Annotated in this window: 17 protein-coding genes, 1 tRNA gene and 1 pseudogene; 9 read left to right on the plus strand and 10 right to left on the minus strand. The window is 67.9% G+C overall.

Annotation, left to right across the window (positions count from 1 at the left end):
* Positions 1-19 precede the first annotated feature (19 nt).
* Entirely contained in the window at positions 20-1,267 is a 1,248-nt protein-coding gene (locus tag GU927_RS16860; protein WP_161763618.1) for a sarcosine oxidase subunit beta family protein, read from the minus strand.
* Positions 1,268-1,482: 215 nt separating this feature from the next.
* On the opposite strand from GU927_RS16860, the gene ccmI reads away from it, so the two are divergent.
* The 4 genes from ccmI (at position 1,483) to GU927_RS16880 (ending at position 4,749) form a co-directional block, all read left to right on the plus strand.
* Positions 1,483-2,706 (plus strand): c-type cytochrome biogenesis protein CcmI, encoded by a 1,224-nt coding sequence (ccmI, locus tag GU927_RS16865; RefSeq protein ID WP_161763619.1) that lies wholly within the window; start codon positions 1,483-1,485, stop codon positions 2,704-2,706.
* Positions 2,703-3,185 (plus strand): Holliday junction resolvase RuvX, encoded by a 483-nt coding sequence (ruvX, locus tag GU927_RS16870; RefSeq protein WP_161763620.1) that lies wholly within the window; start codon positions 2,703-2,705, stop codon positions 3,183-3,185. Before ccmI ends, ruvX begins: the two co-directional genes overlap by 4 nt.
* Positions 3,182-3,412 carry a DUF1289 domain-containing protein gene (locus GU927_RS16875; RefSeq protein WP_161763621.1) on the plus strand — a complete coding sequence of 77 codons (231 nt, stop codon included), beginning with the start codon at positions 3,182-3,184 and terminating at the stop codon, positions 3,410-3,412. The genes ruvX and GU927_RS16875 overlap by 4 nt, the downstream gene beginning before the upstream one ends.
* A 149-nt stretch (positions 3,413-3,561) precedes the next feature.
* Entirely contained in the window at positions 3,562-4,749 is a 1,188-nt protein-coding gene (locus GU927_RS16880) for an FAD-binding domain-containing protein (RefSeq protein WP_161763622.1), read from the plus strand.
* Positions 4,750-4,835: 86 nt separating this feature from the next.
* Here GU927_RS16880 and GU927_RS16885 read toward each other — a convergent pair whose 3' ends face one another.
* Positions 4,836-5,444, minus strand: a complete 609-nt coding sequence (locus GU927_RS16885; RefSeq protein ID WP_161763623.1) for a CDP-alcohol phosphatidyltransferase family protein — start codon at positions 5,442-5,444, stop codon at positions 4,836-4,838.
* A 94-nt stretch (positions 5,445-5,538) separates the two neighbouring features.
* On the opposite strand from GU927_RS16885, the gene GU927_RS16890 reads away from it, so the two are divergent.
* The 3 genes from GU927_RS16890 to GU927_RS16900 are packed head-to-tail and all read left to right on the plus strand — an operon-like array spanning position 5,539 to position 9,121.
* Complete coding sequence (locus GU927_RS16890; RefSeq protein ID WP_161763624.1) at positions 5,539-6,750, plus strand: ABC transporter substrate-binding protein; 1,212 nt, start codon at positions 5,539-5,541, stop codon at positions 6,748-6,750.
* A gap of 56 nt (positions 6,751-6,806) precedes the next feature.
* Complete coding sequence (locus tag GU927_RS16895) at positions 6,807-8,429, plus strand: ABC transporter permease (RefSeq protein ID WP_161763645.1); 1,623 nt, start codon at positions 6,807-6,809, stop codon at positions 8,427-8,429.
* Positions 8,426-9,121 (plus strand): ATP-binding cassette domain-containing protein, encoded by a 696-nt coding sequence (locus GU927_RS16900; RefSeq protein WP_161763625.1) that lies wholly within the window; start codon positions 8,426-8,428, stop codon positions 9,119-9,121. Before GU927_RS16895 ends, GU927_RS16900 begins: the two co-directional genes overlap by 4 nt.
* 20 nt (positions 9,122-9,141) lie before the next feature.
* On the opposite strand, the gene GU927_RS16905 is transcribed toward GU927_RS16900, so the two are convergent.
* The gene (locus GU927_RS16905) at positions 9,142-10,458 is read right to left on the minus strand and encodes an ATP-binding protein (protein WP_161763626.1); all 1,317 of its coding nucleotides are present in this window, start codon (positions 10,456-10,458) and stop codon (positions 9,142-9,144) included.
* Positions 10,459-10,505: 47 nt separating this feature from the next.
* Between GU927_RS16905 and GU927_RS16910 the strand changes: the two genes are divergently transcribed.
* Together GU927_RS16910 and GU927_RS16915 are read left to right on the plus strand one after the other, a co-directional pair.
* Positions 10,506-11,411: an MBL fold metallo-hydrolase gene (locus tag GU927_RS16910; protein ID WP_161763627.1), complete on the plus strand. Its 906-nt coding sequence runs from the start codon at positions 10,506-10,508 to the stop codon at positions 11,409-11,411.
* A gap of 70 nt (positions 11,412-11,481) precedes the next feature.
* A tRNA-Asn gene (locus GU927_RS16915) sits at positions 11,482-11,556 on the plus strand.
* Between the two features lie 137 nt (positions 11,557-11,693).
* Here GU927_RS16915 and GU927_RS16920 read toward each other — a convergent pair.
* The 7 genes and pseudogenes from GU927_RS16920 to GU927_RS16950 form a co-directional block, all read right to left on the minus strand.
* Positions 11,694-13,778 carry a 3'-5' exonuclease gene (locus tag GU927_RS16920; RefSeq protein WP_161763628.1) on the minus strand — a complete coding sequence of 695 codons (2,085 nt, stop codon included), beginning with the start codon at positions 13,776-13,778 and terminating at the stop codon, positions 11,694-11,696.
* A gap of 1 nt (position 13,779) precedes the next feature.
* On the minus strand, positions 13,780-14,172 hold the full coding sequence (locus tag GU927_RS16925) for a response regulator transcription factor (RefSeq protein WP_161763629.1): 393 nt from the start codon (positions 14,170-14,172) through the stop codon (positions 13,780-13,782).
* Positions 14,173-14,175: 3 nt separating this feature from the next.
* On the minus strand, positions 14,176-14,697 hold the full coding sequence (locus GU927_RS16930) for a hypothetical protein (protein ID WP_161763630.1): 522 nt from the start codon (positions 14,695-14,697) through the stop codon (positions 14,176-14,178).
* Positions 14,698-14,708: 11 nt separating this feature from the next.
* A complete protein-coding gene (locus GU927_RS16935) occupies positions 14,709-16,532 on the minus strand; it encodes a DUF294 nucleotidyltransferase-like domain-containing protein (RefSeq protein WP_161763631.1) in 1,824 nt (607 codons plus the stop codon).
* A 66-nt stretch (positions 16,533-16,598) separates the two neighbouring features.
* Positions 16,599-18,554, minus strand: coding sequence for a sodium:solute symporter family protein (locus GU927_RS16940; RefSeq protein ID WP_161763632.1), 1,956 nt, complete (start codon positions 18,552-18,554; stop codon positions 16,599-16,601).
* Positions 18,555-18,558: 4 nt separating this feature from the next.
* Positions 18,559-18,816, minus strand: coding sequence for a DUF4212 domain-containing protein (locus tag GU927_RS16945; protein WP_161763633.1), 258 nt, complete (start codon positions 18,814-18,816; stop codon positions 18,559-18,561).
* Positions 18,817-18,887: 71 nt separating this feature from the next.
* Positions 18,888-19,033: pseudogene (locus tag GU927_RS16950) on the minus strand (adenylate kinase); the annotation flags it as partial.

Raw genomic sequence — 19,033 nt, forward strand, 5'->3', positions numbered from 1 at the left:
ATTTCCATGATTGCCGACATCAGTGCGCCACCCCGGCAGCCACCGACTCGTCGATGAACCGCCCTTCCTTGAAGCGCCACATGTCGAATTCCGCCGCCAGCGGCCCCGGCTCGCCCTTGGCCATCAGATCGGCCATGGCCCAGCCCGACCCCGGAATGGCCTTGAAACCACCCGTGCCCCAGCCGCAGTTGATGAAGCAGTTGCCCAGCGGGGTTTTCGAGATGATGGGCGACCGGTCGCCGGTCATGTCCACGATCCCGCCCCACTGGCGCAGCATCTTCAGACGGCTGATCATCGGGAAGGTCTCGATCAGCGCGCGCAGCGTTTCCTCGATGTGATGGAAGCTGCCGCGCTGGGTATAGTTGTTGAACCCGTCGGTGCCGCCGCCGATCACCATCTCGCCCTTGTCGGACTGGCTCATATAGCCGTGCACGGTATTGGCCATGACGACCACGTCCATGCAGGGCTTGATCGGCTCCGACACCAGCGCCTGCAGCGCCACCGCTTCCACCGGCAGACGGAAGCCCGCCATGTCGGCAACCTGCCCCGAATGGCCCGCCACCACGATGCCCAGCTTCTTGCAGCCGATATAGCCCTTGGTCGTCTCGACGCCCTTCACGACGCCGTTCTCGGACCGCACGCCCTTGACCTCGCATTGCTGGATGATGTCCATCCCCATGGCCGAGCAGGCCCGCGCATAGCCCCAGGCCACCGCGTCATGCCGCCCCGTGCCGCCGCGCGGCTGCCACAGCGCGCCCAGCACCGGATAGCGCGGCCCGTCGATGTTCAGGATCGGGCACAGCTCCTTCACCCGCTGGGGGGTTATGAATTCCGTCTCCACCCCCTGCAGCTTGTTGGCATGGGCCGTCCGCAGATAGCCGCGCACCTCGTGATGGGTCTGCGCCAGCATCATCACGCCACGGGGGCTGAACATGACGTTGTAGTTCAGGTCCTGCGACATCGTCTCATACAGAGACCGCGCCTTCTCGTAGATCGCGGCGGACGAGTCCTGCAGATAGTTCGACCGGATGATGGTCGTATTCCGGCCGGTATTCCCGCCGCCCAGCCATCCCTTTTCGATGATGGCGACATTGGTGATCCCGTGGTTCTTGCCAAGGTAATAGGCCGTCGCCAGACCATGCCCCCCCGCACCTACGATGATCGCGTCATATTCCTTCTTGGGTTGCGGGCTGCGCCAGGCCCGTTCCCAGCCCGTGTGATAGCGCAACGCCTCGCGGGCAATTGCAAAGACCGAATAGCGTTTCATGGTACGTCTCCCGTCACGCGCGGCTGTTTCGTTTCGTTGCAGCCCTGATGCATCGAACCGCGCGGAAATCCCTCCACGACAGCGGCACTATCAGGAATTTTGCGACACAAGCGCGCGGAACCGGCGTCGCAGGCGTCACTTTCACGTTTCCCGCCTTCCGATCCGGCCCCCGAAGGTCTACATGGCAGCCAACGGGACAGCACGGGACGGACGGGATGGAGATGGTCGCATTCTGGGCAGCCGCAGGCGGCATGGGGGCAGCCGTGGCCGCCCTTTTCGTGCTGGCCATGGCGCGGGCGCGGGCGGATATCGCCGCCGCCGCCGACTTCGACCTCAAGGTCTACCGCGACCAGCTGGCCGAGATCGACCGCGACCTCGCCCGCGGCACCCTTCCCGCGGACGAGGCCGAACGCCTCCGCACCGAAGTGTCGCGCCGCCTGCTCGACGCCGACCGCGCCGCCCGCACTGCCAACCGCAGCGCGGGCAAGGGCGGCATCGCCATCGCCGCGGCCCTCGTCCTTGCCACCATCGGCGGGGCCTACTGGACCTATACCCGCCTCGGCGCACCGGGCTATCCCGACCTGCCGCTCGCCACCCGCTTCGCCATGTCCGACGAGATGCGCGCCAGCCGCCCCCCGCAGGCCGAGATGGAAGCCACCGCCCAGCGCCCCGCCCCCGCCCAGCCCGACGCGCAATTCGCAGACCTGATGGCCAAGCTGCGGCAGGCCGTGGCCGACCGCCCCGACGATCCGCGCGGCCTCGAACTCCTCGCCGCGAACGAGGCGCGTCTGGGCAACCTGCCCGAAGCCCGCGCCGCGATGGAGAACCTTCTCCGCGTCAAGGGCGACACCGCCACCGCCGACGACCATGCAGCCCTTGCCGAACTCATGGTCATGGCCGCAGGCGGCCGCGTCTCGCCAGAGGCGGAAGAACACCTCACCCGCGCCCTCACCCTTGACGGCACCAACCCCACCGCACGCTACTACTACGGCCTCATGGCCGCGCAGGTCGGCCGCTTCGACCGCACCTTCGCCCTCTGGCGCCCGCTGCTGGACGACGGCCCCGCCGATGCCCCGTGGATCGCCCCCATCCGCGCCCAGATCGAGGATGTGGCAATGCGCGCGGGCATCCCCTTCACCCTCCCCCCCGCCGCGGGCCTCTCCGGCCCCGACGCGGACGCCATGGCCGCGGCGTCCGACATGTCGCCCGAAGACCGTCAGGCCATGATCGAAGGCATGGTCGCCCAGCTCGGGCAACGCCTCGCCACCGAAGGCGGCGAGGTCGAGGAATGGGCGCGCCTCATCTCCTCCCTCGCCGTCCTCGACCGCAAGGACGAGGCGCAGGAAATCTATGCCGAGGCGCTCGCGAAATTCGAAGGCTCCCCCTCGCAGCAGTCCTTCCTGCGCGAAGCGGCCCTGAACGCGGGCCTCACCCCGTGATCTGCGCCAGCATCGAGGACTTCGCCGCCACCCTCCCCCCCAACCGCGCCATCTGCGGGCTGGATTTCGGCGACAAGACCATCGGCATCGCCATCTCGGACCTGCGCCGCATGGTGGCCACCCCCGCCGAAACCCTCCGCCGCGTGAAATTCACCGAGGACGCCACCCGCCTCCTCGCCCTCCTGACCGCCCGCGACATCCGCGGCATCATCCTCGGCCTGCCCTTGAACATGGACGGCTCGACCGGCCCGCGCGTGCAGGCGACACAGGCCTTCGCCCGCAACCTCGCCCGCCTGACCGACCTTCCCATCGCCTTCTGGGACGAGCGGCTTTCCACCGTTGCGGCAGAAAGGGCACTGCTCGAGGCGGATACGTCGAGAAAGCGTCGGAAAGAGGTGATCGATGCCGTGGCCGCAGGCTATATCCTGCAAGGGGCCCTCGACCGGATGGGCCACATGAGCCGCGGGGGTGAACCTTGAAGGATGACGTCTGGAAGCGCGACGAGGTGCAATCGCCTTGCGTCAAGCTCTGCACGATCCACCCCGCCGAGCGTATCTGCGTCGGTTGCTTCCGCACGATCGAGGAAATCTCCGCATGGTCGCGCCTGACCCATGAGGCGCGCAGCGCCATCATGGCCGACCTGCCCACCCGCGCCCACCGCCTTGCGAAACGCCGCGGTGGCCGCATGGGCCGCCTGCAGGACTGACCGCCCCCGCGACTTCCCCTGCGGCCCGAATACCCAAGCCCGCCCCTTCATCTCGGCCCAAATACCCATCTTGCCCCGTCGGCCACCGCGCCACGGTCCAAGGCCGCACCCCCCTTGCCGCCCGCGCCCCCGCGCCTACCTCGCGCGGCATGGACAGCCTGCCCCTCCCCCTTCCCGCCACCCGCGCCGCGGCACTCGCCCGCCTTGCCGCCTTCCTCCCCCGCGCGGGCCTGCCCTATGCCGCCCGCCGGAACGAGGATCTGCCGGGCCACCCCCATGTCTCGGGCCTGTCGCCCTATATCCGCCACCGCCTCCTGACCGAGGCCGAGGTGATCGACGCCACCCTGCGCACCCATCCCCAAGGCGCCGACAAGTTTCTGGCCGAGGTCTGGTGGCGCACCTACTGGAAAGGCTGGCTCGAACGCCGCCCCGCGATCTGGAGCGCCTATCGTCAGGGCCTGACCGCCGCCCTGAACCGCGTGCAGACCGAATCCGGCCTGCGCACGCAATGGGAGGCCGCCTGCACGGGCGATACCGGCATCGACGGCTTTGACCACTGGGCGCGGGAACTGGTGGCGACGGGCTATCTGCACAACCACGCCCGCATGTGGTTCGCCTCGATCTGGATCTTCACCCTTCGCCTGCCGTGGGAACTGGGCGCGGATTTCTTCCTGCGCCACCTGATCGACGGCGATCCTGCCTCCAACACCCTCTCGTGGCGCTGGGTCGGGGGCTTGCACACGCAAGGAAAGACCTACGCCGCCACCACCGACAACATCGCGAAAAACACCGGCGGCCGCTTCCGCCCCGCGGGCCTCGCCCGCGACTGCGCGGCCCTGCCCATGACCCCGCACCCCGCCCCGCGCCCCGTCCCGCAGGGCGACATCCCCGACCCCACGCTCCCCTCCGCGCTCCTCCTGCACGAGGATGACCTTTCGGGCGACGGCTTCGCCAGCCTCTCCGCCATCCGGCAGGACGGACCGCTCCTCTTCCTTGCCACCACCCCCCGCCGCTCCCCGCTTGCCATCGGCACGCAGGTGGCGGATTTCGTCACAGCCGCCCTCGACGACACCGCCCGCCGTCTGGGCCAGCCCGACGCCCCCCGCTTCACCGATGCCACGCCCGACGCCCTCGCCGACCACCTTGCCGCACAGGGCATCCGCCAACTCGTCACGCCCTACGCCCCCATCGGCCCCACCGCCGCCGCACTCCAGCGCCTCGCGCCCCTCCTGCAAGACCGCGACATCCGCCTGACCCGCCTCCTGCGCGACCATGACGCGCAGGCATGGCCCCACGCCACCCACGGCTTCTTCCGGTTCCGCGAAGGGGTGATGTGACGCAAAACGGTTGCGCAGAGGGCAGCCTTACCGCGCGCTGCGTGCTGACAGTTTGCGGTACAGCCCTCTGCACAACCGCCGGTACATCAGCGAAAGGTCCGCACCGCCAGCCCCACCCGCGCCAGTGCCGTCACGACACAGAGCCCGCCAAAGCCCCAAGCCAGCGGCGCGAACCAGTGGGGCAGCAGGCAGAGCAGCGCGAAAAATACAATCGTTTCCGTACCTTCCAGCAGACCGGCGGTGAAATACAGCGACTTCTCCCCTCGCGCCCGCGTCTGCATCCCCCGCTTTTCCGCCAGCACCGCATAGCCCAGAAAGGTCGCCCCGTTCACATAGAACGAGGCCAGCAGAAACGCCCCCGCCACCCCGTTCGCCGCCGGATCGCGCAGCACGAAAGCCATTGGAATCGCGGCATAAAATATGAAATCGCAGACGATATCCAGATAGCCGCCAAAGTCCGATTTCCCCCGCGCCCGCGCCACCGCCCCGTCCAGCCCGTCCGCCACCCGCGACAGCCCGACCAGCCCCAGCGCGGCCCATCCCGCCCCGCCCAGCGCGATCACCGCCGCCGCCGCCAGCCCCGCCACCAGCCCCGCCAGCGTCACCGCATCCGCCGTAACCCCAAGTGCGGCAAGCCTTTTTCCCGCAGCATCCAGCCCCGGATCGATCCGCCGCCGCATCCAGCCATCCAGCACGCCATCACCTTTCCGTTGCCGCCCCGACAAGACTGTTGCCAGCCGCCCCGCGCCCTAGCTATCCCGTCAGAACCGCAACCGACAAGGACGCAAGATGCACCGCCGCACCGCCCTCGCCCTCCTCGCAAGCCTTCCCGCCTATGCGGGCCTCTCGCGAAAAGCCCTTGCCGCAGAATGGGATGGCATCCTGACGGAGGCAAAGGGCCAGACCGTCTACTGGCACGCATGGGGCGGCGATCCCAAGATAAACGATTTCATAACCTGGATCGGGGAAAAGGCGCAGGAACGCCACGGAGTGACCCTCGAACATGTCAAACTCGCCTCCACCGCCGATGCCGTGGCCCGCGTGCTGGCCGAACAGCAGGCCGGCCAGACCGAAGGCGGCGCCGTCGACCTCATCTGGATCAATGGCGAGAATTTTGCCGCCATGAAATCGCAGGGGCTGCTTTTCGGCCCCTTCGCGGAAGACCTGCCGAACTGGCCGCTGGTCGATGTGGCCGGAAAACCCGCCACAGTCACCGATTTCACCCTCCCGACGGGGGGCTTCGAATCGCCCTGGGCCATGGCGCAGCTCGTCTTCGAATATGACGGTAAACAGGTGGTTAACCCGCCCCGCACGATCGGGGAACTGGCCGACTGGATCCTCGCCAACCCAGGCCGCTTTACCTATCCGCAACCGCCCGATTATCTGGGCACGACCTTCCTGAAACAGGTCCTCTACGGCGTCATGGCCGACCCCGCCCTTCTGCAATCACCGGTCGATGACGCCGGCTATGACGCACAGGTCGCCCCGCTCTGGGCATGGCTCGACCGCGTCCATCCCGCGCTCTGGCGGCAGGCCCGCGCCTTCCCGCAGAACGAACCGGCGCTGGGCCAGTTGCTGGCCGATGGCGAAACCGCCATCTCCTTCGCCTTCAACCCCGGCCGGGCCAGCGCCGAGATCGCGGCCGGCAACCTCCCCGACACGGTCCGCACCTTCGTGCTGGATGGCGGCACCATCGGCAATGCCTCCTTCGTCGCCATCCCCTTCAATGCCGCCCACCGCGCGGGGGCAATGGTCATCGCCAACCTCCTCCTCGACCCCGAAGTGCAGGCCCGCGCGCAGGATCCCGCCGTGCTCGGCTTCCAGACTGTCCTTAATCTTCAAAGCCTTAGCGCCGAAGACCGCGCCCGCTTCGACGCGCTGGAACTGGGCGTGGCGACGCTGTCCCCCGCGGACCTCGGCCCCGTCCTGCTCGAACCCCATGCCAGCTGGATGACCCGCATCGCGCAGGACTGGACCGCGCGCTACGGGGTCGCCCAGTGACGACCGCAGTGACGACGGACCTGCTCCGGCTGGCCCCCGTCCTGACGCTGGGACTGATGGTCGTGCCCGTGGCGGCGGGTCTGGCCGGAACGCTGGCCCCTGCCCTGAAGAACGGCGGGGCGGGCTTTGCCGCCCTTGCCGACTGGCCCGGACTGGCGCGGGCGGTGGCGCTTTCGCTGGGAACAGGGCTCGGCTCGACGCTCCTGTCGCTCCTGCTGACCATCGCCATCCTCGCGGCCTTTGCGGGCCGCCCCGTCTTCGACCGCCTGCGCCGCCTCATCGCGCCGCTCCTCTCGGTGCCCCATGCCGCCGCCGCGCTGGGGCTGGCATTCCTGATCGCCCCCTCTGGCTGGATCGCGCGCCTGATCTCGCCGGAACTGACCGGCTGGCAGTCGCCGCCTGACCTTCTGATCCTGAACGATCCGCTGGGCCTCTCGCTCACCCTCGGGCTTGTCGCCAAGGAACTGCCCTTCCTCCTGCTGATGGCGCTGGTCGCCTTGCCCCAGACGGGGGCCGACCAGCGGCTGCCCGTTGCCGCCACGCTGGGCTACGGGCGCATCGCGGGTTTTGTCCTGACCACGCTGCCCGCGCTCTATGCCCAGCTGCGCCTGCCCGTCTATGCGGTGCTGGCCTATGCGATGACCACGGTCGACATGGCCATGATCCTTGGCCCCACCCTGCCGCCCACCCTGTCGGTACAGGTGGTGCTCTGGATGTCCGAAGCCTCGCTTGCCAGCCGCGACATCGCGGCGGCTGCGGCCTGCCTGCAATTCGCGCTTGTGATCGCGGCACTGGCCCTGTGGCGCGGGGCCGAAGCTCTGGCCGCCCGCGCCCTGACCGCAACCGCCTTTCACGGCCGTCGCCTGACCGGACTTGACCGCCCGACGGCGACGCTCGCCCTGACCGCCACTGCCGTCACAGCGGGCAGCCTTGGTGCAGGGCTGGCGGGGCTTGCGCTGTGGTCCGTGGCGGGGCAATGGCAGTTTCCCGATGCCCTGCCGGCCAGCCTGACGATGCGCCACTGGGTGGATTCGCTGCCCGTGCTTGCCGATACCCTGTCGCAGACCCTGATCGTGGGCCTTGCCGCGACGCTTGCCGCGCTTGTCCTGACCATCGCCTGCCTTCGGGCGGAATCCACCCACCACCTTCGCCCCGGTCCGCGTGCCTTGGCGCTGCTCTACCTGCCGCTGCTCGTGCCGCAGATCGCCTTCCTGCCGGGACTTCAGGTTCTGGCCGCCCGCACGGGGATGCAGGGCACGCTGGCCACGGTGGCGCTGGCGCATCTGGTCTTCGTGCTGCCTTACGTCTTTCTCTCGCTCTGCGGGCCCTGGCGCGCCTGGGACGGCCGCATCGCTACCGCTGCCGCCACGATGGGGGCGTCGGAGTCGCGCATCTTCTGGCATCTGCGCCTGCCGATGATGGCTGGCCCCGTGCTGACAGCGGGGGCGGTCGGTCTTGCCGTCTCTGTCGGGCAATACCTGCCCACGCTGCTCATCGGGGGTGGCAGGGTCGAGACATTGACGACCGAGGCGGTGGCGCTGTCCTCGGGCGGGAACCGCCGGCTGATCGGGGCCCATGCCATGCTGCAACTGGCCATCCCCGCCCTTGCCTTCGGCATCGCACTGGCCGTGCCTGCCATGCTGTGGCGCAACCGCCGCCAGATGCGGGGCATCGCATGACCGGACCGCTCGACCTGCAATCGCTCTGCATCGACCTTGGCCCGCGACGTCTGGTCGATCTGACACTGACCATCCGCGCGGGCGAGATCGTCACGATCATGGGCCCCTCGGGCGCTGGGAAATCCACCTTGCTGGGCGCGCTGACCGGCACCCTTCCCGCAGGCTTTGCCCTATCGGGGCGCGTGCGGCTGGACGGGACCGACATCACCGACCTGCCCACCCGCAGCCGCGGCCTTGGCCTGCTGTTTCAGGATGCCGTCCTCTTTCCCCATCTCTCGGTCGGCGGCAACCTCGGCTTCGCCCTGCCCGCCCGCATCAGGGGACGCGCCGAACGGCAGGCCCGCATCGATGCCGCGCTCGCCTCGGCAGGGCTTGCGGGCTTTGCCCCGCGCGATCCGGCCACGCTTTCGGGCGGGCAGCGCGCGCGCGCCGCCCTGTTGCGGACGCTTCTTGCCGAACCGCGCGCGCTGCTTCTGGACGAACCCTTCGCGCGGCTGGATGCAGACCTGCGCGCCCAGATCCGCCGCTTCACCTTTGACCGCGCCCGTCAGGCGGGCCTGCCCGTCCTCCTCGTCACCCACGACCCCGAGGATGCCGAGGCCGCAGGTGGTCCCGTCCTGTCACCGCTCGGCGAAAACCTGCGTCCGGCCGCAAAGGGTGCCGCGCGCCACCGCGACAGGGCGGCAGACTGATCTGCGCGCCCCCCCCGCGCCTATCGCGCCAGCAAAAGCTCGGCCTTCAACCCGCCAAGCGCCTCGCTCTTGCCAAGCCGCAACTCTCCGCCATGGCTGCGCGCGATATCGGCAGCAATCGACAGGCCCAGCCCGACGCCCCCGCCACGGTTCGGATCGCGCGCCGAATCCAGCCGCCCGAACGGCGCCATAGCCTCGGCCCGCCGCGCCGCAGGGATGCCCGGCCCGTCATCCTCCACCGTAAAGCGCAGCCAGTTCGTTCCGTAAGCAAGCGTCACCTGCGCCCGCGTCCCGTGGCGCAGCGCATTGCCGACCAGATTCTCCAGCGCCCGCGCCACCGCCTGTGGGCGCAAGGGCACGCTCTGCACTGCCCCTTCCTGCACGAAGCGCACCTCGCGCCCGATCCGTTCGGCATTCTCCACCACCCGCCGCGCCAGCGCCGCCGGATCGACCGGCTGCACCGCCTCGGTCGCATCTCCCCGCGCAAAGGCAAGGAATTCGTCGACCAGACGCTCCATCTCGGCCACATCGCCCAGCAACGCCTCTGTCTCCTCGTCCTCGGGCAGCAGCGACAGGCCCAGCCGCAACCGCGTCAGCGGCGTCCGCAGATCATGGCTCACCCCCGAGAGCATCAGCGTGCGCTGTTCGATCTGCCGCTCGATCCGGTCGCGCATGTCCAGAAAGGCATGACCCGCCGCGCGGACCTCGATCGCGCCGCGGGGCGAATAGGGGATCACCTGCCCTTTGCCAAAGGCCTCGGCCGCATCGGCCAGCCGCGCGATGGGACGCAACTGGTTGGACAGGAACAGATAGGCAATCACCGTCATCAGGATCGAGGTGACGATCATCAGCACCAGCAACTGGTGCGGATTGGTGGCCGACATCCGCGTGCGCGGCACCTCCACCGCCAAAGCGCCCCATCGGGTCGGATGGTGCAACCGCACCTTCCCGTCGCCCTCGACCAGATCGACAGGCGCCAGCGCGGGCAGGGCCGCGCGCAGCGTGCGGATCACCACCCGCCCCGACAGATCGCTCCACTCCGTCCGGTCCGCCACCGGCGCAGCGGAAGCGGCGGGCAACGCAGTGTCAAGCTTCAACGGACCCGCCAGCCGGCCAAGGGCCACCCGCGCCGCCGCCGCATCCGGCGCGCGCTCCACCTGCTCCAGCAGCAGGGCCAGTTCGACCGCGACGCCGCCGGTTAACTGTTCCGTCACGCGCTCGAAATGCCTCTGGATGAAGGTGACCGACACGACAAGCTGGATCGTGACCACCGGCACGATCAGGATCAGCGCGGCGCGGCCGTAAAGACCACGGGGAAGGAAGGACTTGCGGGCCATGGGGCCAAAGCCTAGCCTCCCCCCGCCCTGAGGGGAAGAGGAAGCCCGTGACCACCACCCGTCCACATGACCTCGCCGGATTGCCCGCCGCAAGCCCGCGCATCCGGCGAATCCTCGCGCCCAACCCTTCGCCCCTGACCCATCAGGGAACGAACAGTTACATCATCGGCTCGGGCAGGGTCGCCGTGATCGACCCCGGCCCCGATGACCCGCGCCATCTCGCCGCCCTCCTCGCCGCTCTCGACAAGGGCGAAAGGGTCGATGCCATCCTCGTCACCCATCCCCATCTCGACCACTCCGCCCTCGCACCCCGCCTTGCCGCCACCACCGGCGCGCCGGTCCACGCCTATGGCAGCGCGACCGAGGGGCGCACGCCCCTGATGGAACGTCTCGCGCAGGCCGGTCTCGAGAGCGGCGGCGACGGCCTTGACCTCGGCTTCCGCCCCGACCGCAGGATGGCCGACAACGCCCGCCTGTCCGGCCCCGACTGGGAGCTGTCCGCCCTCCACACCCCCGGCCATCTGGGCAGCCACCTCTGCCTGTCCGCAGGCGCGGTGCTCTTTTCGGGCGACCATGTCATGGGCTGGTCCAGCTCGGTCGTCTCGCCCCCCGATGGCGACATGGGCGCCTATATGGCCAGCCTCGACCGCCTCGGCGCGCAGGACTGGGGCTGCTTCCTGCCCGGTCATGGCGACCGCATCGACGACCCCGCCACCCGCATCACCGACCTGATCCGCCACCGCCGCCGGCGCGAGGCGCAGATCCTCGACGCCCTCGCCGCAGGACCGGCCGATCCGGCCCGGTTGACGGCGCTGCTCTACACGGACATCCCCGCCAACCTGCACCCCGCAGCCCGCCGCAACGTCCTCGCCCACCTGATTGATCTTTATGAGAAAAACCAGGTGACCGCATGCGACTCCATCCACCCCGCCACAGCCTTCCAAAGGATATGACCCCAGCCTGCATTTTTCCGCAGATTGCCCCTTGCCGCCCCCAAACACCCTTGCTATACGGCCCCCGTGTTCCGGCGTAGCTCAGCGGTAGAGCAGTTGACTGTTAATCAATTGGTCGTAGGTTCGATCCCTACCGCCGGAGCCAAATTTTCCGCATAAGTCTGGCATCTAGCCTCGACTTTGCCGCGCGCGGCGAAGCGTGAGAAAACGATGCTTCGGGCCTGACGCAGGCTCGCTCTCCTTGCCGCAAAGCTTGCGCGCCCTCCCCCTGCCCAACCCGTCTCAGGCGTTCAGATCCTTGAGCAGGCGCGCATGAAGGCGCACTTCGCCCAGAACCTCGCCGAAGGTCGACAGATTGCGGCCCCGCAGGATGCGCACCAGCCGGACGAAGACCTCGGCCGTCGCCCTTGCATCGCCGATGGCCGTGTGGCGGGCCTCTTCGGGGATCGTTACGCCCATGCGGTGGGTCAGCGCATCCAGACTGTGCACCTCGTGCTGGCCGAAGACCACCGCGGACAGCAGCACGGTGTCAAGCACGGGATGGTCGAAGCGCAGGCCCAGCTCCTCTTCGCGGCGGCGCAGGAACTGCATGTCGAAGGGCGCATTATGGGCGATCAGGACCGCCCCTTCCGCAAAGCGGTGGAAGCGGCGCAGCGCCTCGGCCACGCCGGGGGCATCGGCGACCATCGCCTCGGTGATGCCGTGCACTTCCGTTGATCCGGCCGGGATCGGGCGGCCCGGATTGACCAGCATATCGAAAACCTCGTTCTCGACGATACGGCCATTGACGATGCGGATCGCCGCGATCTGCACGATCTCGTCGCCCTGCTGGGGCAGCAGGCCCGTCGTCTCGGTGTCGAAGACCACAAAGTCGAGCGCATTGAGCCGCGCCTCGGCCACCATCTGGTTCCGTTCGCGCTCCAGCAGATCGAAATCATAGACCACCGTGCGCGTCACCGGCGCCGGTCGCCGCACCTCGCGCCGCAGCTGGTGCAGCGGCAGGCAGAGCGACTGCCCCCCCTCCCAGCGCTCGGGCCAGATTTCCATGCCATTGTCCCGCAACACGCTGCGTCCCGTGACATCGGGAATGGTGCGGTCCAGCGGTTCGTTCAGCCAGGCCTCCAGCCGCGCCACGGGCAGCGTGGGGCCCTGCCACAGCAGGCGCAGGCAGGTGCCCGCCTTCTCTTCCTGCGCGGTGACGCCGAAGGCCTGCGCGATGCCCTGCCCCTGCATCTCCTCGGCCAGCCGGCCGACCAGCGACACCAGCGCGAAGGCATCGCATTGCAGTTGCAGCGGGTCCGCCTGCGCCGAGGTGACGGTCATTCCGCCCGCCTCGATCCGCGCCGTGATGCTGTCGATCAGGTCCGAGGCGCGGATGGTGGCCATCTGCCAGCCATCCGACCGCAGGGCATCGCTTCGGCGCGACAGGTCGGTCACGGTCTGCACCAGAACGCCCACCTCCTCGCGCAATGCCTGGTCGATGCGCCCGGGCACCGCCCCGCCTTCGGGCAGGGCCGCGATCAGGGCGGACAGATTGGCCGACGGGCGGTTCACGCGGTCGAAGACCTCGACAAGGAAGGCATCGCGCACCGATTTCGCCGCCAGATCGCCGGTCACGTCCCGCAGGGTCAGCACATAGCCCGGACGCTGCCGGTCGCCGCCCAGCGGCTCGATCAGACGCATCCGCGCCGACAGGATGCGCGCGCCATTCACTGTCGCGCAGAGCAGGTCCGACGCGGCCTCGTGGTCCTGCGTGGCGATCAGGCGGTCATGGGCCATGCGGATCGGACCTTCGCGCAGATAGTCGAACAGCTTGCGGTCAAGCCGCGGCCCTTCCGCCGCCGATCCCACCAGTTCGGACGCCTGCCCGTTGTAGAAGACCAGCTGATGCGCGCCAGAGCACAGCAGAACCCCGACCGGCACATCGGCCAGCAGCGTTTCCAGACGATGTTTCTCGGCCGACAGGCGCGAGGTTTCGCGCGCCACCGCCTCGGCCAGCGCACTGCGCGTCTCGGTCAGGCTTTCCGCGGCGGCCCGCGCCGCAGGCGCAAGATCGCCCAGATAGCGCGCCATCGCGGCATCCACATCGCCATCCACATTGGCATGGGCACGCGCGCGCAGCGTTCCGGCCAGAATGTCGATCGGCTTGGCCACATTCAGGTCGAACAGATACCAGAGCCAGGCCACCAGCCCCAGCCCCAGAAACCCCGCCACGATCCCCGCCTGCACGAAAGCGTTGAGCAGGGCCGGATCCCCCAGCCGCGAATAGGCCAGCGCAAGGCCCAGCGACAGCGCCCCAACGATCCCGGCCGCCAGACCCGAGAACAGCAGGAAGATGCGGGTCCTCAGCCCCAGCCGCGCCAGCATGTCAGGCCCCTGCCGTCAAAAGACGCCGGACTTCCGCCCGCAACTCCTTCGGGTCAAAGGGTTTGGAAATGAACCCGTCGGCGCCAAGGGCGATGCTCTTGCGCCGCTCCATGACCGATCCGCGCGCCGTCATGATCAGGATCCGGACATCCGACAGGGCCGGATCAAGCCGCGCCTCCTGACAGATCTCGTAGCCCGACACCTCGGGCAGCATCACGTCCAGCAGCACCAGCCCCGGCCGCGTGGCGCGGATATGGTCGATCGCCGCCGCCCCTGTGGGCCAACGGTCCACATCATACCCCTCGCGCGTCAGCAGGAATTCCAGCGCGAGCGCGATGTTGTCCTCGTCCTCGACGACAAGCACCCGTTGTCTGTCAGGCTCCGTCTCGTGCATGGCTCAACTCTCCGAACAGGCAGCGCTGCCGATCGCATCGTCCTCGGTCATGGGAAGCCAGTCCGCGCCGGTCAGCAGGCCAGCCGCGTCGATGCGGACTGTCTCGGTCAGGATGGCGGACTGGCGTTTGGCACAGTCGACGACCATGAAGCCTTCCTTCACCCCTTCCCAACGCGCAAAGGCATAGACCGGTGCCAGAACCAGCGCCCCGTTGTCCGGATGCGGGGCCAGCTTGCGCGTATCCATGGCAGTGAAGGCGGTGGTCAGCGGCACGACAAAGGTCCAGGGACGCAGCGGGCTGGGCGCGTCATCCTGCCAGACGATGGTCACGCCCTCGGGCAATTCGCCGCTCAGGCGCCCGAACCAGTCATATTCGCTCCAGACCGCAAAGGCGATCATGCCAAGACCAGCCGCAGCCGGCGTGATCCAGACCGGCAGCACCCCGCGCGACAGCTTGCGGGCCAGCATGGCCATCCCCGCAAAGGCCACGGCGGCGACGAAGGCTGCGATCAGTTCAAGTCCCATTTGGTCACTACTCAGGAAATGGCCCCGCGGGAATGGCCCACGGAGGATTGCATTGTGCGCACGACGACAAAGGCATCGCGCAGATGAGAACGTTCGAAATCCGAAAGATCCGACAGCGACAGATAGTTGTCGAGCTTCTGCCCCTGCCGCACCTGCCGCGCCTGATGCTCCAGCCGCGTGCGCGCGATCAGGTCATAGGCATCCACAAGATCCCGCGCCCCCGAGGCCGAGATGACACCCGCCGTCTCTGCCGCCTCCAGCCGCGCACGGGTATTGGCCACGCCAAGACGCCCCAGCAGCGCATAGACCCGCCCCAGATCCGCCACGGGCACCACGCCATTGTGCTTCATGTCGATGTGGTTCTTGTGCTCGCCCGACCGGATCGTGGCGATCCCGCGCAGCAGGCCCAGCGGCGGCGCATGTTTCAGCGAATTCGCCACCATATGCGCGACGAAGATCGTGTTCTGCGCGGCCATCTCCAGCGTCTCGTGCTGCAATGTCTCGAACAGCGCCGCCTCGCCCGCAATCGGCCGCAGATCGAACATGACCGAGGCCAGCATCTGCGCCGTCGGGTCGGGCCGGTTCACCCAGCCGCTGAAATAACCCCGCCAGACCGACAGGGTCTGGCACCAGCGCGGGTTCGTCGCCATCATGTCGCCGGGGCAATAGACATAGCCGCAGGCATCCAGCCCGTCCGACACCCGCCGCGCCAGCGCGTGGAAATACCCCATGTCCGCTTCGGTCGCCGCATCGTCAAGGATCATGCAATTGTCCTGATCCGACACCCCCGTCTGCTCCTGCCGCCCCTGCGAACCGCAGGCCAGCCAGACATAGGGCACGGGCGGCGGGCCCAGCTCGCGCTCGGCCAGCACGATCAGGCGCCGCGTCACCGTATCGGCGATATCCGTGACCAGCCGCGTGATCACCTCATGCGCGTGATGCGCCCCGACAAGCTGCGCCACAAGGCGCGGGATACGGCTTGTCGTCGCCGCCAGCTGCTCCACCGTCTCGGCCATCGCGGCATCGCGCACGAACTGGGCCGAGGAGACGGCCTGATAGCGCGTCAGGTCGGTCTGGGTGACCATGCCGACCAGACTGCCCCCTTCGGTCACGGGCAAATGGCCGATCCGCCGCTCCAGCATCAGATGCAGCACATCCGACCCCAGCGCGGCAGGCGACAGCGTGACCGGATCGCGCGTCATCACCTGCCCCACCGGCGTCTCGGGCGGCAGCCCTTCGGCCAGCACGCGGTTGGTCAGGTCCCGCGTGGTCACAAGCCCCGCAAAGCGCCCCCCCTCGGTGATCCCGAGGCTCGACACATGCCGGTCGCGCATGATCCGCGCCGCCTCCCGCACCGGCAGGTCATGGGCGATCGTGATCGGCCCCCGCGTCATCAGATCACCCACCTTCTGCGCGGTGATCTCTGCCGGGCGCATGTCGCCCGCCCGCCCCCGCTGGAAAAAGCGGCGGAAGACGGGGTTCTCCTCGAAAAGCCTGCGGAACTCGGCCACCGGCAGGACCAGCGCCACCGTCTCCCGCACGGCCCGTGCCGTGGTCACCGCCAGCCCGTCCCGCATCAGCCCGCGCTCGCCGAAACTGTTGCGCGGCCCCAGCAGCGACACGACATCGCCCAGCGGATCCAGAATCTCGACCGCGCCCTCGCGGATCAGGAACAGACCGTCCAGCAGGTCGCCCGCGGCATAGATCCGCTGGCCCGCCGCGATCTGCCTGTGGCCGAAGGAACCGGCGACACGCGCCAGTTCGTCCTGCGACAGGCTGTCGTAGGGATGCACCGTCTCGAGGAAGCCGATGATGGCCAGAGGCTGTTCGTCCATCTTGCTGTCCCGGAAAGGGCGTGGGGGTGGACGGCCCCGGCACAGGGCCGGAGCCGTCCGTCAGTTTCAGTGGGCCTGCGCCGCGCCCGCACCTTTCGGCACGCGGATCGACTGGATCAGGTCCTGCACGTCCTGCGGCGGAGCCTTGGTCATGCCGGACACGATATAGGCGACGGCAAAGTTCAGCAGCGCGCCGACCGGGCCGAAGCCGGCGGGCGAAATGCCGAGGAAGTGCGCGTCAGGCGTGTTCGGCAGCATGTTCGTGCCCGGGATGAAGAACCAGCCCAGGTAGAGGAAGATGTAGACCGCGGTCGAGATCAGGCCGACCAGCATACCGGCAATGGCGCCTTCCTTGGTGACGCGGGTCGAGAAGATACCCATCATCAGCACCGGGAAGATCGTCGCAGCCGCCAGACCGAAGGCAAGCGCCACCACCTGCGCGGCAAAGCCGGGCGGGTCGAGACCAAGCCAGGTGGCCAGCACGATGGCAAAGGCCATCGAGATACGGGCCGCCAGCAGTTCGCCTTTCTCGCTGATATCGGGCTTGAGCGCGCCCTTGATCAGGTCGTGGCTGATGGCCGACGAAATGGCCAGCAGCAGGCCCGCCGCGGTGGACAGAGCCGCCGCCAGACCGCCTGCGGCGACCAGAGCGATGACCCAGCCGGGCAGCTTGGCGATTTCGGGGTTCGCAAGCACCATGATGTCGTTGTTCACGGTGGTCAGTTCGTTCCCCTTCAGACCCATATCGGTCAGCGACTGGCCTTCGACCAGACCGTTGGCCGGATCGGCAAGGGCAGCGTCCAGCGCGGCCTGCGCCTCGGCGACTTTGGCTTCCAGCGCGGCCTTGTCGGCATCGGCCGGAGCTTCCGCCAGCGCCTTGTTGGCATCGGCCAGAGCCTTGCCCGCATCCGCCACCGGCTTCTTCTCGTTGAAGTACTGGATCAGGCCGTCACCGTTCTTGTCGGTATAGGCCAGAAGACCGGTTTTCTGCCAGTTGTTGACCCAGGCCAGTTCCGGATTGGTCTCGATCTCCTGCAGCGAAACCGCCGGAGCAGACAGCGCCGAACCCGTCACGGCACCCGGCCAGAAGGTCGTGGTGATGTTCAGGCGGGCCATCGACCCCACCGCCGGAGCGACGGTGTAGAGCAGCGCGATGAAGACCAGCGCCCAGCCGGCCGACAGACGCGCGTCCGACACCTTGGGCACCGTGAAGAAGCGGATGATCACGTGCGGCAGACCCGCGGTCCCGATCATCAGCGACATGGTCACGAGGAACATGTTGAACATGTTGGTCGTATCGGCGGTATAGGCGGCAAAGCCCAGTTCCGTAACGACCTGGTCCAGCTTGTCCAGGAAGGCGACGTCGCCGCCCGTCGGCGCGTAGCTGCCGATGAAGCCAAGCTGAGGCAGGATGTTGCCGGTCAGTTGCAGCGAGATGAACAGCGCCGGGATCGTATAGGCGATGATCAGAACGACATACTGCGCCACCTGCGTATAGGTGATGCCCTTCATGCCGCCGAACACCGCATAGGCGAACACCACCGCCGAACCGATCAGAAGACCGGTCGTCGTCGACACTTCGAGGAAGCGCGCGAAGGTCACGCCGACGCCCACCATCTGCCCGATCACATAGGTGATCGAGATGACAAGAAGGCAGATCACCGCCACCATGCGGGCCGAGGTCGAATAGAAGCGGTCGCCCACGAATTCCGGCACGGTGAACTTGCCGAACTTCCGCAGATACGGGGCCAGCAGCAGCGCCAGAAGCACGTAGCCACCGGTCCAGCCCATCAGGAAGACCGAGTTGTTGTATCCCCCGAAGGCGATCAGACCCGCCATCGAGATGAAGGATGCGGCGGACATCCAGTCCGCTGCCGTCGCCATGCCGTTCACGACGGGGCCGACGCCCTGCCCTGCGGCATAGAATTCCGACGTCGACGCGGCGCGGGCCCAGAACGCGATACCGAAGTACAGCGCGAAGGACGCCCCGATGACGAGAAGGTTGAGCGTAAACTGATCCATGCCCTTACTCCTCGACGCCGTGTTCTTTGTCGAGCTTGTTCATCTTCGCCGCATAGGCAAAGATCAGAACGAGAAAGACGTAGATCGCTCCGTTCTGCGCGAACCAGAACCCGATATCGGCACCGCCGATATGGATCCCCGAAAGCGCGGGACGAAGCAGGATGCCAAGCCCGAAGGAACACACGAACCAGATCACCATCGAGATGGTAATGACCCGGATATTCGCGGCCCAATAGGCATTGGACGACATTTTGTCCGCCATGAGTGCTACTCCCTGAGGTTTATTTTCCACACCCGCACCCCCCAATCACACAGGGGATGCGGCCTCCCTTTTCACGCCGAAACGCGCCTTACGATTGCGGCGAGCGCGCTCTGGATGTCTGCGATGTTGCCCATCGCGTCGATCCGTTGGAGCACGCCCCTGCCCTCGTAATAGGCGATCAGCGGGGCCGTCTGGGCGTGATAGGCCTTCAGCCTCT

This window comes from Paragemmobacter amnigenus, from assembly GCF_009908265.2.
Taxonomy (GTDB): domain Bacteria; phylum Pseudomonadota; class Alphaproteobacteria; order Rhodobacterales; family Rhodobacteraceae; genus Paragemmobacter; species Paragemmobacter amnigenus.